Annotated in this window: 16 protein-coding genes; 7 read left to right on the top strand and 9 right to left on the bottom strand. The window is 71.9% G+C overall.

Annotated features, from left to right (window positions below; genetic code table 11):
- Positions 1 to 54: 54 nt before the first annotated feature.
- The 3 genes from WA640_RS21405 to WA640_RS21395 all read left to right on the top strand — a co-directional run bounded on the left by WA640_RS21405 (position 55) and on the right by WA640_RS21395 (position 4,419).
- Complete coding sequence (locus WA640_RS21405; RefSeq protein WP_335990385.1) at positions 55 to 2,010, top strand: beta-galactosidase; 1,956 nt, start codon at positions 55 to 57, stop codon at positions 2,008 to 2,010.
- 68 nt (positions 2,011 to 2,078) lie between these two features.
- On the top strand, positions 2,079 to 3,188 hold the full coding sequence (locus tag WA640_RS21400) for a glycoside hydrolase family 53 protein (protein ID WP_335990384.1): 1,110 nt from the start codon (positions 2,079 to 2,081) through the stop codon (positions 3,186 to 3,188).
- A gap of 91 nt (positions 3,189 to 3,279) precedes the next feature.
- Positions 3,280 to 4,419: a glycoside hydrolase family 53 protein gene (locus WA640_RS21395; RefSeq protein ID WP_335990382.1), complete on the top strand. Its 1,140-nt coding sequence runs from the start codon at positions 3,280 to 3,282 to the stop codon at positions 4,417 to 4,419.
- Here the strand turns inward: WA640_RS21395 and WA640_RS21390 are convergent.
- Positions 4,416 to 4,787 (bottom strand): DoxX family protein, encoded by a 372-nt coding sequence (locus tag WA640_RS21390; RefSeq protein ID WP_335990380.1) that lies wholly within the window; start codon positions 4,785 to 4,787, stop codon positions 4,416 to 4,418. The genes WA640_RS21395 and WA640_RS21390 overlap by 4 nt on opposite strands.
- A 120-nt stretch (positions 4,788 to 4,907) precedes the next feature.
- Here WA640_RS21390 and WA640_RS21385 point away from each other — a divergent pair, with 120 nt between their 5' ends.
- Positions 4,908 to 5,567 (top strand): TetR/AcrR family transcriptional regulator, encoded by a 660-nt coding sequence (locus WA640_RS21385; RefSeq protein WP_106365931.1) that lies wholly within the window; start codon positions 4,908 to 4,910, stop codon positions 5,565 to 5,567.
- A gap of 9 nt (positions 5,568 to 5,576) precedes the next feature.
- Here WA640_RS21385 and leuE read toward each other — a convergent pair whose 3' ends face one another.
- From leuE to WA640_RS21360, 5 genes are all read right to left on the bottom strand, one after another.
- Positions 5,577 to 6,227, bottom strand: a complete 651-nt coding sequence (gene leuE / locus WA640_RS21380) for a leucine efflux protein LeuE (RefSeq protein WP_335990378.1) — start codon at positions 6,225 to 6,227, stop codon at positions 5,577 to 5,579.
- Between the two features lie 150 nt (positions 6,228 to 6,377).
- Complete coding sequence (locus WA640_RS21375) at positions 6,378 to 7,436, bottom strand: AI-2E family transporter (RefSeq protein WP_106365929.1); 1,059 nt, start codon at positions 7,434 to 7,436, stop codon at positions 6,378 to 6,380.
- A gap of 9 nt (positions 7,437 to 7,445) precedes the next feature.
- Positions 7,446 to 8,264 (bottom strand): heme ABC transporter ATP-binding protein, encoded by an 819-nt coding sequence (locus WA640_RS21370; protein ID WP_335990375.1) that lies wholly within the window; start codon positions 8,262 to 8,264, stop codon positions 7,446 to 7,448.
- Entirely contained in the window at positions 8,264 to 9,352 is a 1,089-nt protein-coding gene (locus WA640_RS21365) for a FecCD family ABC transporter permease (protein WP_335990373.1), read from the bottom strand. The genes WA640_RS21370 and WA640_RS21365 overlap by 1 nt, the downstream gene beginning before the upstream one ends.
- The gene (locus WA640_RS21360; protein WP_335990372.1) at positions 9,349 to 10,341 is read right to left on the bottom strand and encodes a heme/hemin ABC transporter substrate-binding protein; all 993 of its coding nucleotides are present in this window, start codon (positions 10,339 to 10,341) and stop codon (positions 9,349 to 9,351) included. Before WA640_RS21360 ends, WA640_RS21365 begins: the two co-directional genes overlap by 4 nt.
- 138 nt (positions 10,342 to 10,479) lie before the next feature.
- Here WA640_RS21360 and WA640_RS21355 point away from each other — a divergent pair, with 138 nt between their 5' ends.
- Both WA640_RS21355 and WA640_RS21350 read left to right on the top strand, forming a co-directional pair.
- Positions 10,480 to 11,844: an HtaA domain-containing protein gene (locus WA640_RS21355; RefSeq protein WP_335990370.1), complete on the top strand. Its 1,365-nt coding sequence runs from the start codon at positions 10,480 to 10,482 to the stop codon at positions 11,842 to 11,844.
- Positions 11,841 to 13,211, top strand: a complete 1,371-nt coding sequence (locus WA640_RS21350) for an HtaA domain-containing protein (RefSeq protein ID WP_335990369.1) — start codon at positions 11,841 to 11,843, stop codon at positions 13,209 to 13,211. Before WA640_RS21355 ends, WA640_RS21350 begins: the two co-directional genes overlap by 4 nt.
- Before the next feature lie 113 nt (positions 13,212 to 13,324).
- Here the strand turns inward: WA640_RS21350 and WA640_RS21345 are convergent, their stop codons facing one another.
- Positions 13,325 to 13,756, bottom strand: a complete 432-nt coding sequence (locus tag WA640_RS21345) for a DoxX family protein (protein WP_106365928.1) — start codon at positions 13,754 to 13,756, stop codon at positions 13,325 to 13,327.
- A 125-nt stretch (positions 13,757 to 13,881) separates the two neighbouring features.
- On the opposite strand from WA640_RS21345, the gene WA640_RS21340 reads away from it, so the two are divergent.
- Positions 13,882 to 14,958, top strand: a complete 1,077-nt coding sequence (locus WA640_RS21340) for a winged helix DNA-binding domain-containing protein (protein WP_335990366.1) — start codon at positions 13,882 to 13,884, stop codon at positions 14,956 to 14,958.
- On the opposite strand, the gene WA640_RS21335 is transcribed toward WA640_RS21340, so the two are convergent.
- The gene (locus WA640_RS21335; protein WP_335990364.1) at positions 14,955 to 16,172 is read right to left on the bottom strand and encodes a sulfotransferase family protein; all 1,218 of its coding nucleotides are present in this window, start codon (positions 16,170 to 16,172) and stop codon (positions 14,955 to 14,957) included. The two genes, WA640_RS21340 and WA640_RS21335, sit on opposite strands and share 4 nt — an antisense overlap.
- Positions 16,173 to 16,361: 189 nt before the next feature.
- The gene (locus tag WA640_RS21330) at positions 16,362 to 16,901 is read right to left on the bottom strand and encodes a DinB family protein (RefSeq protein ID WP_335990362.1); all 540 of its coding nucleotides are present in this window, start codon (positions 16,899 to 16,901) and stop codon (positions 16,362 to 16,364) included.
- Between the last annotated feature and the right edge of the window lie 29 nt (positions 16,902 to 16,930).

Here is a 16,930-nt window from a genome sequence, read left to right as displayed (position 1 = left end):
GAGTACTGTGCACGTTCACAGGCATTGATGCAAGGAACCTCACAGGAGACCGCAGTGCAGGACATTCGCTTCGGCGGCGACTACAACCCCGAACAGTGGCCGGAGGAGATCTGGCTCGAAGACGTGCGCCTCATGCGCGAGGCGGGCGTCAACCTCGTCAGCCTCGGCGTCTTCAACTGGGGGATCATCGAACCCGCCCCGGGCGAGTACGACTGGAGCGGCCTCGACGCGATCGTGGAGCTGCTGCACGCCAACGGGATCGGCGTCAACATGGGGACCCCGACCTCCTCGCCGCCCGCGTGGCTCCGCAAGGCGCACCCGGAGATCAGGCTCGTGGACGCCGAGGGCCGGACCCTCGCCGGAGGCTCGCGCCACGGCGTGTGCCCCTCCTCCCCCGCCTACGCCGAGGCATGCGAGTCCATCGTGGACAAGATCGCGGAGCGGTACGGCAAGCACCCGGCGGTCAAGCTGTGGCACATCCACAACGAGTACGGATGGGCCAACGTGGAGTGCTACTGCGAGGCGTCCGCGGCGGCGTTCCAGGGGTGGCTGGCCGAGAAGTACGGCGACGTGGACCGCTTGAACGACGCGTGGGGCACCGCGTTCTGGGGCCTGGTGTACCGGTCCTTCGACCAGGTCGAGGCCCCCGCGGCCGCGCCGCCGGGCGTCAACCCCGCGCTGCAGCTGGACTGGAAGCGGTTCTCCAACGACGAGCACGTGCGCAACTACCGGATGCAGCGCGAGGTCATCGCCCGGCACTCCGAGGCCCCCGCGACCACGAACTTCATGATCCCCAACTGCCAGGGCATGGACTACCGGCGCTGGGTGGGCACTGTGGACGTGGTCTCGAACAACCACTACCTCATCGCCGAGCGCCCGGACCACCAGATCGAGCTGTCGATGAGCGCCGACCTCGCCCGGGCCGTGGCGAACGGCCCGTGGATGGTCATGGAGCACTCCACGTCCGCGGTGAACTGGCAGCCGCGCAACATCGCCAAGACCCCGGGCGAGCTGCGCCGCAACTCCCTCGCGCACGTCGCGCGCGGCGCCGACGGGCTCATGTTCTTCCAGTGGCGGGCCTCCCGGGCCGGGGCCGAGAAGTTCCACTCCGCGATGCTCCCCCACGGCGGCACCGACACCGAGGTGTGGCGCGACGTCGCCGCGCTCGGGAACGACCTCAAGAAGCTGTCCGCCGTGGTGGGTTCCGACGTGGCCGCGGACGTGGCGGTCCTGTGGGACTGGGAGTCCTGGTGGGCCCTCGAACTCGAATGGCGCCCCTCGGTGGACCTGAAGTACCGCGAGCGCGTCGAGGCGTACTACGCGGCCCTGTGGCGCGAGCACGTCACCGTGGACTTCGCGCACCCGGAGGCGGACCTGTCGGGGTACCGGCTCGTGGTCGCGCCGTCGTCCTATGTGCTCACCGACGCGGCCTCGAAGAACCTCCGCGGTTACGTGGAGAACGGCGGCCACCTGGTGGTCTCGTACTTCTCGGGGATCGTCGACGAGCACGACACCGTCCACCCCGGGGCGCACCCGGGCGCGCTGCGGGAGACCCTGGGACTGTGGATCGAGGAGTTCCACCCGCTCCACGAGCGTGAGTCGCTGAGTCTCGATTCCGGTGCGGCGGGCCGCATCTGGTCGGAGCACGTGCGCCTCGACGGCGCGGAGGCCGTGGCGCGCTTCGCGTCCGGTCCCGACGCGGGGCGCCCAGCGCTGACCCGGCACGACCTGGGGCGCGGCACCGCGTGGTACGCCGCGACCGCGCTCGACGCGGGCACGGGCCTGGACGAGCTGCTGGCGACCGCGATGGACGCCGCCGGAGTCGAACGGCCGCAAGGCGTCCCGGACGGCGTCGAGGTGGTCCGCCGCGGCGCCCACCGCTTCCTCATCAACCACACCGGGCAGGACGTGCAGGTGCCGGGCGCGGGCGTGGACGCGCTCGACGGCACCGCGTACGACGGCCGCGTCCCGGTCCGCGCCGGAGGGGTCGTGGTCCTCGCCGACGCCTAGAAGCCCCGGCGGCCCCGCACTCCCGCGGGGCCGCCGCCAAGAAAATCACCCTCAGGGAGTGTGTCTCAATGAAGAGAAGAACCGCCCTCACCGCGGCAGTCGCCGCCCCGGCACTCGCTGTCCTCGGCAGCGGCACCGCGGCCTCCGCGCAGACCGCGTTCGCCCGCGGCGCCGACATCTCCAGCCTGGCCAAGTCGGAGGCGCTCGGCGGCGTCTACATGTGGTCGGACGGCTGGAAGGAGGACGCGATCTGGATCCTCCAGAAGAGCGGCGTCAACTGGATCCGGCTGAAGGTGTGGGTGAACCCCGCCGACGGCTACAACAACAAGGCGCGCGTCGTCGCGATCGCCAAGCGCGCCAGGGCCGCGGGCCTGAACGTGCTCGTCGACTTCCACTACTCCGACATTTGGGCCGACCCCGGCAGCCAGACCAAGCCCGCGGCGTGGGCGAACTACAGCGTCGCGCAGCTGAAGACCGCGGTCTACAACCACACGGCCGACGTGCTCGGTGCGATGGTCTCGGCGGGCGCGGCCCCGCAGATGGTGCAGATCGGCAACGAGCTCAACGGCGGGATGCTGTGGCCCACCGGCCGCTACGACCAGCTCGACAACCTCGCGCAGTTCCTCATCTCAGGGGCGAACGCGGCCTACGCGACCGTGCCCGGGATCAAGGTCATGCTGCACCTCGCCGAGGGCGGCAACAACTCGCTGTTCCGGTGGTTCTTCGACGCCATGAAGAGCCGCGGCGTGTGGTGGGACGCCATCGGCGCGTCCTACTACCCGTACTGGCACGGCTCGCTCTCGGGCCTCCAGTCGAACCTGAACGACGTGGCCGCGCGGTACGCGAAGCCGGTGTACGTCGTCGAGACCGCGTACCCGTTCACGTCGAGCGACAGCGACGGGTTCGCGAACATCGTCTCGTCGTCCACGCCGGTGTCCGGCTACCCGGCGAGCACGACCGGGCAGTCCAACATGCTCAAGGCGATCGCGAACGTCGTCAAGGCCGTCCCGAACGGCCGCGGCGCGGGCGTGTTCTGGTGGGAGGCCACCTGGACCGCCGTCAAGGGCAACGGCTGGGACCCCGCGGACCCGTCGAGCGGCAACGGCTGGGAGAACCAGGCGCTGTTCGACTACGCGTGGAAGGTCACTCCCGCGCTGAAGACCCTCGGGACCCTCTAGACCGAACCTCCATCCCCCTGGTCGGGGCCGGCCGCCGCGGCGCACTCCGCGCGGCCGGCCCCCGAACCCCCGCAAGAGAAAGCGACCCCTGATGAAACGCAGAACCGCCCTCACCGCCGCAGGCGCAGGCGTCTTCGGCATCGCCGCGGCAGCGGCCGTCCCGGCTCTGGCCAAGGCCGTCGGCGACGACCGAGGAAAGCCCGGCGGGAGGTTCGTGCGCGGCGCGGACGTCTCCGGCCTGCTCAAGAACGAGGACTACGGCGCGGTGTACCGCAAGGCGAACGGCCGCCCCGGCGACGCCGTGCAGATCCTCGCCGACAGCGGCGTGAACACGCTGCGCGCGAAGGTCTGGGTGGACCCGGCCGACGGGTACAACGACAAGGACCACGTGGTGGCGCTCGGCAAGCGCGCCAAGCGCGCCGGGATGGATCTCATGGTCGACTTCCACTACTCCGACGCCTGGGCCGACCCCGGGAAGCAGAACAAGCCCGCCGCCTGGGCCGAACTGTCCTTCGCGGACTTGAAGACCGCGGTGTACGAGCACACGGCCGACGTCCTCGGGGCGCTCAGGCGGGCCGGGGTGAAGCCGACGCTCGTGCAGGTCGGCAACGAGACCAACGGCGGGCTGCTGTGGCCCGACGGCAGGTGGGACCAGCTGGAGCAGATGGCGGAGCTGCTGGCCGCCGGGTGCGACGCCGTCCACGACACCGCGCCGCAGGCGAAGGCCGTGCTGCACTTGGCCGAAGGCGGGAACAACGGCGCGTTCACGTGGTTCTTCGACAACGCCGTGGCGAACGGGGTGCCGTTCGACGCGATCGGCGCCTCGTACTACCCGTACTGGCACGGGCCGCTCTCGGGGCTGGAGGCGAACCTGAACGACCTCGCGGGCCGGTACGGGAAGCCGCTCTACGTGGTCGAGACCGCGTACCCGTTCACCACCGAGGACGCCGACGGGTTCGCGAACATCGTCACCGACCCCGAGCCGGTGGCCGGGTACCCGTCGAGCCCCGAGAACCAGGTCCACTGGCTGGAGCAGATCGCCGAGGTCGTCAGGAACGTGCCCGACGGCCTCGGCAGGGGCGTCGTCTACTGGGAGCCGACCTGGACGGGCGTCGCGGGAGCCGGGTGGGACCCGGCCGACCCGTCCAGCGGCAACGGCTGGGAGAACCAGGCCCTGTTCGACTTCGACGGGAAGCCGCTGCCGGGCCTGCGGACGCTCGGGCGGCTCTAGAAGGACCAGGGGCCGAAGCGGCCCCAGGCGATCACGGCGGCGATGAGGAACAGGACGCCGTTGATCACGAGGGCGGAGTACTCGCCCTTGCGCACGTGGTACGCCGCGGCGAGGACCATCGTGAGCGCGAGTCCCGCCGCGGCGAGCGGCGTCAGGACCACGGCGATGCCGGTGGCGGCGGGCAGGATGAGGCCGAGCGCGCCGAGGAACTCGACGACGCCGACGAACTTGACGGTCCCGGCGGAGAAGTCGTTCACCCACGGCATCTGCGGGGCGAGCTTCTCCTTCGGCTGGGTCGCCTTCATCACACCGGCGGCCAGGAAGGCCAGGGCCAGAAGGCCTTGCAGGATCCAGAGCAGGACGTTCATGCGGGCGTCTCCATAACGAATCGACGGGCGCCGCTCCCAAGCGGAGCGGTCTATCCGGTTGTTGGCGCTGAGTGTAACAACGCAAGCGGATAGGGCATTCCACTTGGTTAGGATTGCGGCATGGAACCCGACCGCAAGCGCCCCCGCCGCCTCCGCTGCGACGCGGAGCAGAACCGCGAGCGCATCATCGAGGCGGCGCGGCGGGTCTACGAGCGGGAGGGCCTGAGCGCCTCGATGGCGTCGATCGCCCGCGCCGCCGGGGTGGGGATCGCGACGCTGTTCCGGCGGTTCCCGACCCGGACGGAGCTGATCGCCGCGGTCTTCGAGGACGCCATGGAGCGGAACCGGGCCGCGGCGCTCGCGGCCGGTGAGCGCGCGTCGGCGTGGGACGGGTTCCGCGAGTACGTGGAGACCGTGTGCGGGCTCCAGGCGGACAACCGCGGGTTCGCCGAGGTGCTGACGATGAACTTCGGGTCGGCGAAAGTGCTTGAGCGCCACCGGCAGGAGGCGTTCGCGGCGTTCACCGACCTCATCGGCCGCGCGAAGGCCGAGGGGCGGCTGCGCGAGGACTTCGCGCCCGAGGACCTGCTCATCCTCTTGATGGCGAACGCGGGCGTGCTCGCGGCGGCCACCGACGCGGCGGGCGAGGCGTCGCGGCGGCTCGTCGGCCAGATGCTGCGGGCGTTCGCGGTCGGCGCCGAGGAGGCGCTGCCGGAGGCGCCCGCGCCGAAGCGGCTGCTGCGCGGGATGGTGCGGGGCCGCCGCGGGAGCGCCTGTTAGGCCGGGCCGCTACCCCGCCGCGAGCTTGGTGGCGAAGCCGATCATGACGGCGCCGACGAGGCCGTTCCCGGCCGCGGCGAGGCGGCGGCGCCGCCGGAACACCTGGGCGAGGCCGTCCCCGGCGAGGATGAGCGTGGTCAGGTAGGTCATCGACAGGACCTGGATGATCACGAACAGGACGCCGTAGCTGAGGACCGGGTAGGCGTAGCCGGGGTCCACGAACTGCACGAAGAACGAGACGAAGAACAGGATGGCCTTGGGGTTGAGCAGGCTCGCGACGAGCGCGCGTGTGAAGGGCCGCTCGTTCGGCGACGCGGCGGGCGCGGGGGCCTCCTCGACCGCGTCGCCGCGGCGGGCCGCGCGCCAGGACTTCACGCCGCCGCGGATGAGCCCGAACGCGAGGTAGGCGAGGTAGACGACGCCCGCCCAGCGCACCAGGTTGTAGATCAGCGGCGAGGTCGCGAAGACCGAGGCGAGCCCGGCGGCCGTGGCGATCATGAGGACCGAGTCGCCGCAGAAGACCGCGGCCGCGGCCTTGAACCCGTCGCGGCGCCCGCGCCGGGAGGCCACGGACAGCACATACAGCGAGTTGGGGCCGGGGAGCAGGATGACGAGGACCGAGGCGACGACATAGGTCCACAGGTCGACGGTGCCGAACACGGGCGCTTCCTCTCAACGCGGGGGACGCATCGAAATAGCCGCGCGCTCGCGGCTCAACGGTCCCAGCCTAGCGCGCCGTTGCGGCGGGGCCCTATGCTGTGGCGACCGGGGCCGGCGGCGCGTGCGGGTATGCGCCGCCGGCCCCTTCGCTCACGAGTTGTCGAGGCGCGGGATCACGATCTCCTTGGCGATCAGGCGCACGGCAGCGTAGATCGGGACCGACAGGACGATGCCGACGACGCCGAAGAGCGTGCCGCCCACCAGGACCGCGACGATCGCGGCCAGGTTCGAGACCTTCACCGCGCTGCGCATCACCGTCGGGTAGATGACCCAGTTCTCCAGCTGCTGGTAGGCGATGAAGAAGATCGCCGACGCGACGGCCGTCATCGGCGAGACCGCGAGGGCCACCAGGGTCACCACGACCGCGCCGATCGTGGCGCCGATCTGCGGGATGAGGTCGAGCAGGGCCACCAGGAGCGCGAGCAGCGCGCCGTAGGGGATGTCGACGATCGCCATGAAGATCCACGACGAGACGCCCGCGAACAGGCCGATCGCCAGCGCGCCGATGAGGTAGGCGCCGACCTGCTTGAGGATGCCGTCGAGGATGCGGCCGGTCTGCTCGCGCTTGGAGGCGGCGACCAGGCGCAGCGAGCCCTGGCGCAGCTGCGTGTAGGACGCGAGGATGAAGACGGTGAGGAGGATCGTGGTGACGGTCCAGACCAGGCCGTTGGCGGCGGAGGCCGCGCCGCCCGCGACGCCGCCGAGGGCCTTGGAGATGTTCTCGGCGGTGAGGACGCCTTGGGCGCGTTCGGCCAGGCCCGCTTCGCCGCCGAACTGGGCGGCGAGCTTGCTGCTCATGATCGCGTCGTAGTAGTCGGGGACGTGCTCGACGAACTGCGCGGTCTCGCGCACGAGCGCGGGGATGATCGCCGCGATGCCGCCGCAGAAGACCAGGAACACGCCGAGGAACAGGATCGTCATGGCGAGCCAGCGGGGCATGCCGCGGCGGGTCATGGTGGAGATGATGCGTTCGAGGCCGATCGCGAGGAACGCCGCCACGACCAGGGCCGTGATGACCGTGCTCAGCTCCTGGAGCGACCAGACGAGCGCGTAGGCGACGGCGAGGCCGAGGCCGAGCAGGATGCCCGCGGTGAGCGGGGGGCTCTGGGAGAGGCTTCTGCGCAGCGGCAGTCCGGGTTTGTCGGTCATGGGAGATGTCTAGCAGATTCGGCGGACCGGGGTCACTCTCGGTGCGCCGGTGTCGGGGTCGTGATCCACTGTGACCGGCTGGCGGTAGACCTCGCCGAGGCGGTCGGCGGTGTAGACCTCGGCGGGCGGGCCGCAGGCGGCGATGCGCCCTTCGGCGAGGAGGGCGGTGCGGTCGGAGTAGGCGGCGGCGAGGTCGAGGTCGTGGAGGACGATGACGACGGCGCGGCCTTCGGCGGCGAGTTCGCGGCAGCGGCGGCCGACGAGCTCCTGGTGGCGCAGGTCGAGGGCGGCGGTGGGCTCGTCGAGGAGGACGAGCCCCGTGTCCTGGGCGACGACGCGGGCGAGCATGGCGCGGGCCTGCTCGCCGCCGGACAGGGACGTGAAGTGGCGCTGGGCGAACGGCTCGGTCTCGGTGCGGGCGAGGGCGTCGGCGATCCGGGCGTCGTCGTGCGCGGCGCGGTCGGTTCCGGCCCAGGGGGCCCGGCCCATCCCGACGACTTCGCGGACGGTGAAGGGGAACGAGACGCGGTGGGCCTGCGGGAGGACGGCGCGGCGGCGGGCGGTGTCGAGGGGGCTCCATTCGGCGGCGGGGCGGTCCCACAGGAGGGCGCGGCCGGAGGCGGGCGGGAGGTCGCCGGAGAGGGCGGCGAGGAGCGTGGACTTCCCGGCGCCGTTGGGGCCGACGAGGCTGAGGACTTCTCCGGCGCGGACGTCGAGGTCGACGCCGCGGAGGATGTCCTTGCCTCCCAGGCGGACGTGGAGGTCCTCGGCGGCGGCGGGGCGGTCGGGGACGGCGTCGGGGACGCGGTGCTGTCGGCGCAGGCGCATCAGGCCCAGCCTCCTTGGCGGCGTCGGGTGCGGCGCAGCAGCCAGAAGAAGAAGGGGCTGCCGACGAGCGCGGTGAGGATGCCGAGGGGGATCTCGGCGGGGGCGGCGAGGGTGCGGGCGGCGAGGTCGGCCCAGACGACGACGGCTGCGCCGCCGACGGCGGACAGGGGCAGGAGGGCGCGGTGGCCGGGTCCGGCGGCCATGCGGACGAGGTGCGGGACGACGAGTCCGATGAAGCCGATGACGCCGGAGACGGCGACGGCGGCGCCGGTGAGGAGCGCAACGATGACGATGAGGTGCAGGCGGAGCCGTTCGACGTCGACGCCGAGGTGGCGGGCGGGGCGCTCGCCGAGGGCGAGGAGGTCGAGGCGGCGGCCGTAGGCGGGGGCCAGGAGGAGCCCGGCGGCGGCGAGCGGGAGGACGGCGAGGATCTTCGGCCAGGTGGCCTGGGAGAGGCTGCCCATCTGCCAGAAGGTGATCGCGGTGATCTCGTCGTTGTCGGCGTAGAAGATGAAGACGCCGATGAGGGCTCCGGCGAGCCCGTTGACGGCGACGCCGGTGAGCACGAGCGTGACGACTTCGGTGCGCCCGCCGGAGCGGGACAGCAGGTACACGACGGAGACGGTGGCGAGCCCGGCGGCGAAGGCGCACACGGGGATCGTCCAGTTCCCGGCGAAGGTGAACCCGAAGGCGATGGCGCACACGGCGCCGACGGCGGCGCCGGAGGAGACGCCGATGACGCCGGGTTCGGCGAGCGGGTTGCCGAACATGCCCTGCATGAGGGCGCCCGCGCAGGCGAGGCTCGCGCCGACGAGGACGCCGAGGGCCACGCGCGGGAAGCGGATGTTCCACAGGACGGACTCCCCGGTGCCGTCGACGGGCGCGCCGCCGAGGCCGAGCCGGTGGCCGATGGAGGAGGTGATGTCGCCCAAGGGGATCGCGAAGGCGCCGGTGGAGGCGGAGACGAGGACGCCGAGGGCGAGCGCGGCGGCGAGGCCGAGGCCGAGCAGGGCGGGGACGGTCCGGCGGCGTGCCGGGGCCGCGGTTCCGGTTGCGGCGGTGTCGGGTTCGATCTTGACGGCGGTCATTCGGCGTCGCCGTGGAGCTGCCGGGCGAGGTCGGCGACGACGTCGCCGGTGCGGGGCCCGTAGTTGAGCATGATGCCGTCGGGCAGGTGCGCGATGCGCTCGTGCTCGCCTGCGGGGGTCTGGGCGACGCCGGGGATCTCCAGGAGTCCGGCGACGCCGCCGACGGAGTCGAGTCCCTTGTCCATCACCAGGATCACGTCGGGGGCGGCCGCGGCGAGGGCCTCGGGGGTGAGTTCGAGGAAGTCCCCTTCGAGGGCTTCGGCACCCGCGTCGATGCCGCCCGCGGCCTCGATGAGGGAGGTGGCGCCGGAGTCGCGGGCGCCGATCATGTAGACGGACGCGGAGCCGCGGAGGTAGAGGAAGGCGACGCGCGGCGGGTCCGAGAGGTCCATGCCCTCGGTGGCGGCGGCGATGCCCGCTTCGGTTCGTTCCACGAGCTGCGCGCCGAGGTCGGGGACGCCGAAGACGTCGGCGACGGCGGTGATGCGCTCGGCGGCGGCGTCGATGCCGTCGGCGGGGTCGAAGACGACGATGGGGACGCCTGCGGCGGCGATCTGGTCGAGCGCGGTCTGCGGGCCGGAACTCGTCTCGGCCAGGATCAGGTCCGGCTGGAGGGAGAGGACCCCTTCGGCGGAGATGTCGTGGCCGTGGCTGACGACGGGGAGGTCGGCGGCCTGCTCGAAGGTGGCGGTGATGTCGCGGGCGACGACGCGGTCGCCGAGGCCGAGCGTGAAGACGATCTCGGAGAGGGAGCCGGAGAGGGGCACGATCGCATCGGCGGCGTCAATGGTGAGGGTGGCGCCGGTCGCGTCGGTGACGGTGGTCGGGAGCGCGGGCTCGGCGTCGTCGGCGATCGGCTCGACGCGGTCGACGGCCTCTTCGACGGTGGTGTCCGCTTCGGATTCGCTTGCACCGCAGGCAGTGAGAGCGAGGAGGAGCGCGGCGCCGACGGCGGTCGCGCGGGCGGTCCGGCGGGGGTCTGGGCGCACGGCGTTCTCCAGTTCTGTCGTCGGGCGGCCGATCGAGCATAGGTTAGGCTTCGCTAATAATTGTTAGCATCCCCTTTGCTCCGACGGCATTAGTTAGGTTAGCCTTACCTCTGTTGCACTCGCCTACGGAGGTCCCCCATGCCCCACGCCACCCGCCTCGCGACGGGATCGCTGACCGCCGCCTGCGCCCTGGCCGCGGCGCTCCTCCTCTGGGCCGCACCGGCACACGCCGACGAGCTCTCCGGCGGGCGGCTCGACTGGGGCGTCAAGGAGTCGTTCCGGACCTACATCACCGGGCCCATCGCCCAGGGCGAGGTCCAGACCGGCGACGGCGCGTCCACCGCGGACGGGGCCTACCGGTTCCACTCCGCTTCGGGCACATATGAGGACGGCACGGCCGTCGTCGACTACCAAGGGTGGGTCTACTTCTGGGGCCACGACGGCGAACTGGACCTCACGTTCGCCAATCCGTCCGTCGAGTACTCGGGGTCCTCCGGGACGCTCTACGTGTACGTCAACGGCGCCCGCACCGACATGGCGAGCCTCAGCGGCGCGGCCTTGCAGGCGGGCGGCGGCACGGTCTCGGTGAGCGGCGCCGCCGCGACCCTGACCGCCAACGGCGCCACCGCGTTCGCCGGATACTACGAGGCCGGGCAGGAGCTGGACCCGGTGTCGTTCAGCGCCGACGTGGCGGCCGAGCCGGAGGAGACCGCCGCGCCGTCCGAGAGCGCGAGCGCGGAGGCGGCAGGGGACGCCGCGACCGGCGCGGTCGTCGACTGGGGCGTGCGCACCTCGTGGCGCGAGTACGTCTCCGGCGACATCGCCGAGGGCGCGTGGACCGTCGCCGACGGCGCGGCCGACGGCGGCGCGGTCTTCCGCTTCGCCGAGGGCGCGGGCACCGCGACCGCGGCCGACTACGAGCTGGCGTTCCAAGGCACCGTGGCGTTCACCGGCACGAACGTGGACCTCGCGCTCACCGATCCCGCGATCAGCGCGGTCGACGGGAAGGGCGTCCTGTCGGCCGAAGTCGACGGGACCCGCGTGGACCTCGTGTCCTTCGAAGCCGAACTCGCCGAAAGCGACGGCGTGCTCCTCGCCGAGGACGTGCCCACGGTCCTCACCGAGGCCGCAGTGCCCGTCTTCGGCGGGTTCTACCAGGCGGGCGACCCGATGGACCCGCTGCTCATCGCCGTGCCGCTCACCGCCGACGCGGTCCTGCCCGCGCTGCCCGACCTCGGATCGGACCCGGTCGAGCCGACCACGAGCGAGCCCGCGACCGCGGGCGCCGACACCGCTTCCGCGGAGACCGGCATGAACCCGCTCGTGTGGATCGTCCCCGCCGCCGTCGCCGTGCTGCTCGGCGCCGGGGCCGTGATCGTCGCGGTCGTCCAGCGCCGCAAGCGGACCGCAGTGAACTCCCCCGCGGCCGAGACCGCCGGGGACACCCCCGACCCCACCCAGGACGGGCCCGACGGCCCGGACGCAGACAAGGAGAACGCATGAGAACCCCCACCCGCAAGCGCATCGCGGCCTTCGCCGCGATCGCCCTCGGCGCCGGAGGCGTCGTCGGCCTCGCGGCGCTCCCCGCCCAGGCCCAGGAACTCGCGAAGTACCCCATCGTGGACGGATCGGTCGTCTGGGGCGTCAAGGAGTCCTTCCGGAACTACGTCACCGGCCCGATCGCGGGCGGCGCGATCGAGGCCGTGGACGGTGCGACGGTCAACGACGACGGGACGTTCACGTTCGCGCCCGTCACCGGCGTCTCGGACCTGCCGAACCAGGCCACCGAGACGACCGCGCCCGGCGGCGTGCACTTCACCGGCCACCACGGCGACCTCGACCTGCTCATCGAGAACATCGAGACCGTCAGCGACACCGAGTCCTACACCGGCGCGATCTACGCCGACGTGACCTCCGGCGGCGAGGTCTTCGAGGACGTCCACTTCGCGGACTTCACCGTCGGCGCCTGGACCTACGTGGACGGCTTCACGACCCTCACCGACGCGCCCGTGGTCCTCACCGCGGACGGCGCGGAGGCGTTCGCCGGGTTCTACCAGGCGGGCACCGCGCTCGACCCGATCACCATCGCCGTCAAGACCGACATGACCGACCCCATCGGGGAGGAGCCCTCCGAGGAGGAGCCGTCCTCCGAGGACCCCGCTTCCGAAGGCCCGAGCAGCGAGGAGCCGGGCGGCACGGTCTACGACGTGACCGGCGGCGACGCCGACTGGGGCGTCAAGGAGTCGTTCCGCTCCTACGTGACCGGACCGATCGCGAACGGCGAGATCACCGTCGCCGAGCCCGCGACCGAGAACGCCGACGGGACCTACCGCTTCCCCGAGGCCGCGGGCACCTTCACCGCCGAGACCTGCCACCTCGACGCGTCCTTCGCGGGCGCCGTGAACTTCTACGGCCATGAGGGCGAACTCGACCTGGACCTGGCCGACCTGAGCGTCAAGAGCGTCGACGGCGGGCTGGCCGTGTTCTCCGGCGCGACGCAGATCGCGGACGTCGCGGTCGAGCAGCTCGCGATCACCGGCGGCGCGGTCACCGTGGACGGCGCGGCCGCCACGGTCGCGGCGGGCGGCGTGGACTTCTTCGGCGGCTTCTACACCGAGGGCACCGAGCTCGACCCCGTCAGCTTCACCGTGCAGATCGACGGCGCCCCCGACACCTCGTGCGAGCCGACCGGCACCCCCGGCGGCGGCAGCGCCGGCGAGGGCACGACCACGAGCGCCGGAGGCGCGGGCTCGCCCAAGCTCCCCGTGACCGGCTCCCCGCTGACCCTGTTCATCGCCGCGGCCGGAGTGCTCCTCGCGGGCGGCGCCGCGGTCATGGTCCTGGCGCGCCGCCGCGCGCTCCAGGCGTAAGACCTCACTCCGGAGGAGGGGCCGCCCCGCCTGCAACCCGGCGGCCCCTCCCGCAAGTTCCGAAGGCACGGCGAAGGGCCGGTGGCGGTGCCACCGGCCCTTTCGGGTCCGCTTCAGACGGCCTTGAAGCCGCGGGAGAGGAAGCGGCGGGTCTGGTAGAAGCGGGCCCAGGCGATGAGCGCGAACAGGACCAGCAGGATCAGCGGGGTGTAGACCGGGTAGTCCAGGATCGTGGCGTTGAAGATCGCGGCGCCGACCATGAGCAGGCTCAGGCCGATCGCGGCCAGGCCACAGGCGCGCGGGATCAGCAGGCCCACCCCGCCGGCGACTTCGAGCGCGCCCACGGCGTACATGAACCAGTCGCCCCAGCCGATGAGGGCGAACCCCTCGGCGGCGGACTCGACGCCGAACAGCTTCGGGGCGCCGGAGGCGGCGATCATGAACGCGGCCAGCAGCGCCTGGAGGACCCACAGGGTCACGTGCAGGCCCTTGGCGGGGCGCTCGGCGTCGACGGTCTTCTCGATGGCGATGTCGTTGGTGCTCATAGTGTCTCGTACCTTCCGGGAGTATCGGGCTCTCGAAAGTGAAGACGAGGGGGCGCGCCGGGATTCATCGCCGCCGCCGAAGTTTTTCCGGAGCGGGTGTCGGGGGGCGCGGATACGGTGAAGGCATGATCGACAGCCGCCAGGTCCTGAGATACCGCACGCACGTCCAGCAGCTCGACCGCGAGCACGGCACGGCCGCCGACACGGCCGTGCTCGACCTCGGGGTGCAGGACACCGGCCCCGACGGCGCGATGTGGGCGCTGGCGGTCCGCGGCGCCGACATCGCGGAGGAGGACCTGGTGTGGCTGTGGACGCTGCGCGGCGCCCCGCACGCGTACCGGCGCGCCGACATGGCCGCGGTGGCGGCCGCGGTCGCCCCGTGGTCGGACGCCGACGCGGCCAAGCGGATCTTCGACGCCTCGAAGCCGCTCAAGGCCGCGGGCATCCCGGTCCTGGAGGCGCTCGACACCGTCGCGGCCGAGATGAAGCGGATCGTCACCGCGCCGATGGTCAAGGGCGAGATGTCGACCCGGCTGCACGAGGCGCTGCCGGAGCCGTACCAGCGGTACTGCCGCTCGTGCGACGCGGTGCACCTGTACGAGATGCCGTTCCGCCTCGCCGCAGTCCACGCCGGGCTCGAACTGGAGGCGCACACCTCGCCGCCGGTCCTCAAGCCCGTCAAGGGGTTCAAACCCGCGAAGGCGTTCCCGCAGCGGCTCGACCCGGTCCGGGCCTACCTGCACCTGTGCGGGCCCGCGACGGTCAAGGAGGTCGCCGAGTACCTCGACTCCCCCGTCAAGGAGGTCAAGGCCCACTGGCCCGCGGACGCGGTCGAGATCGACGTCGCGGGCGAACAGCGGTGGATCCTCGCCGGTGACGAGGCGGCCCTGCGCGGGGCCGACGCCGAGGCCGTGAGGCTCGTCGGCCCCTACGACCTGCTGCTCCAGTCGCGGGACCGGAAGCTCCTCGTCGACGACCCCGCCAAGGCGAAGGCGCTGTGGCCGGTCCTCGGCCGCCCCGGCGCGGTCCTCGCCGGGGGCCGGATCGCGGGGCTGTGGCGGCCCCGCAAGTCCGGGAAGAAGTTCACGGTGCTCCTCGAACCGTGGGAGCAGTCCCTGGACCGCCAGGCGATCGGGGTCGAGGCCGAGCGGCTCGCGGCCTTCCGCGGCACCGCGCTCACCGCCGTGGAGTACGCGGACTAGCGCTTCGCCGTCAGGTTGTCCACGAACAGGCCGTAGTCGCCGAACGCGTCGTCGATCATCGCCGGGTGCAGCCCGTAGTGGACCATCGAGTACTCGTGGCCGCGCTGGTCCCGCGGGCGGTCCAGCGCCTCTTCGAGGTTCCGCTCGTCCGCGTCGGTCCACTTGAGGTCGAGCTGCTCGAACAGCGCGGGGACGGCGCGGGTCGGATCGGCCATCATCGCGTGGTACGACACGTCCACGGTGGTCTCGCGGGGCATCTTGATGCGCTCCCGGCGGGCCCGGTCGACCATCTCGGGGAGGATGCGCAGCCAGGTGCGGCCGATCTCGTGCGGGTCCACCGAGCCGGGCCGGTTGTGCAGGTACGCGAGGGACTCGGCCATCGAGCACATCGAGCCCATGACGGTGTGCGGGTCGCGGTGCGTCCACACGAACTTCGCGTCCGGGAACACCGCGTGGATCGCGGCGGTCTCGCCGAGGCAGTCCGGGTGCTTGAGCATCCAGCGCGGCGTCGGGCGCCGGTACTGGAGGATCTGGAGCGTGTCGCGCACGAACCGGTAGTCGGGACGGGCGTCGTAGGTCGACATGAACTCGATGTACTCCGGCATGGGCGCCATGGTGTTGTGCAGGCGGCTCTGGTTGAGCAGGAAGTAGATCTCCTCGACCCAGTCGGAGCGGACCGGGTGGATGCGGCCCCACGAGGGGCTGAGGGTGAGGATCTGGTCGAGCTTGCGCTGGGTGCGGCGGCGCAGCCGCTGCTCCTCCTCGACGGTGCGGGCGAGCCCGATGTTGTCCATCTCCCACATGTACGGCCCGCGCCCGCCCTGGGCGTTCGCGAGGATCTTGTGGGTCAGCGTGGTCGCCGTGCGCGGCAGGCCGATCACGAACACGGGCGCCTCGATCCGCTCGCGCCTGACCTCCGGATGCCGGGCCTGGAGGCGGCGGACGCGGAACAGGTTCCCGATGCGGGTCCTGATCATGTCGTGGACCGAGAGCCAGCCGACGCCGCTGAGCGACTCGACGGCGGCGATGCGGTGCAGGAACCACCGCAGGTGCTCCAGGGACCGCTCGTCCTCCTCGGTGAGCACGGCCCCGTCGAGGTCGGAGCGCTCGGTCAGGAGGATCTTGTCGAAGACCCGGTCGGGGTCGCGGCGGGCCTTGGCGGCGGGGGCGGTGAGGGTGTTGACGAGTCGCATCTTCGCGGTGGTGCGGCGCATGGATAAGGGGTCCTCTCTCCGTCGGCATTGGACACCGGATCGGGCGGATTCCCACGTACCGTAGCGCAATCGGTGCGCACGGAAAAGACCCGCGCGTCGCCTTTGTCACGTGCAGGCGGACCGCGCGGGTCTGAACTGTATTTCCGATTCATTCCATCGGATTAGTGCAATTGATGACGGAAGGCGAGACTATTCGCCGGTCTCGCCGTCGATGGATTCGCGGAGGAGGTCGGCGTGGCCGTTGTGCCGCGCGTACTCCTCGATCATGTGGGTGAGGATCCAGCGGAGCGACGGCTTGCGGCCGTCCTCCCACGAGCCGTGCGCGAGGCGGTCGAGGCCGCCGTCGGCGAGGGCCTCGGCGGTGAGGGCGCGGGCGCGCTCGACGTGCGCCGCCCACAGGGCCCGGAGCTCGTCAGGAGTGTCCTGCGCCGCCGAGTGCCACTCCCAGTCCCGGTCGGCCTTCCAGTCGACGTCGTCCCACGGCTCGCCCATGGGGCGGCCGAACAGGCTGCGGGAGAACCAGCTCACCTCGACGAGCGCGAGGTGCTTCATCATGCCGCCCAAGGTCATCTTGGAGGGCGGGAGCGAGGTGTAGAAGCCGGCGGCGTCGAGGCCGCGGGTCTTCCACTCGAAGGTGGCCCGCTGGAAGTCGAGGAAGCCGATGAGGGTGGCGGCCTCGTCCCCGGCGGCGGGCGGCTCGGGGCGGCCGTGGTCGTCGATGATCGTCATGTCGGGACTCTAGCGGACCGGTGCGCGGG

The organism is Glycomyces sp. MUSA5-2 (genome assembly GCF_037034145.1).
Classification (GTDB): Bacteria; Actinomycetota; Actinomycetes; order Mycobacteriales; family Micromonosporaceae; genus Glycomyces; species Glycomyces artemisiae.
Note: the sequence above shows the minus strand (reverse complement) of the source record. Positions and strands in the feature narration are given on the sequence as shown.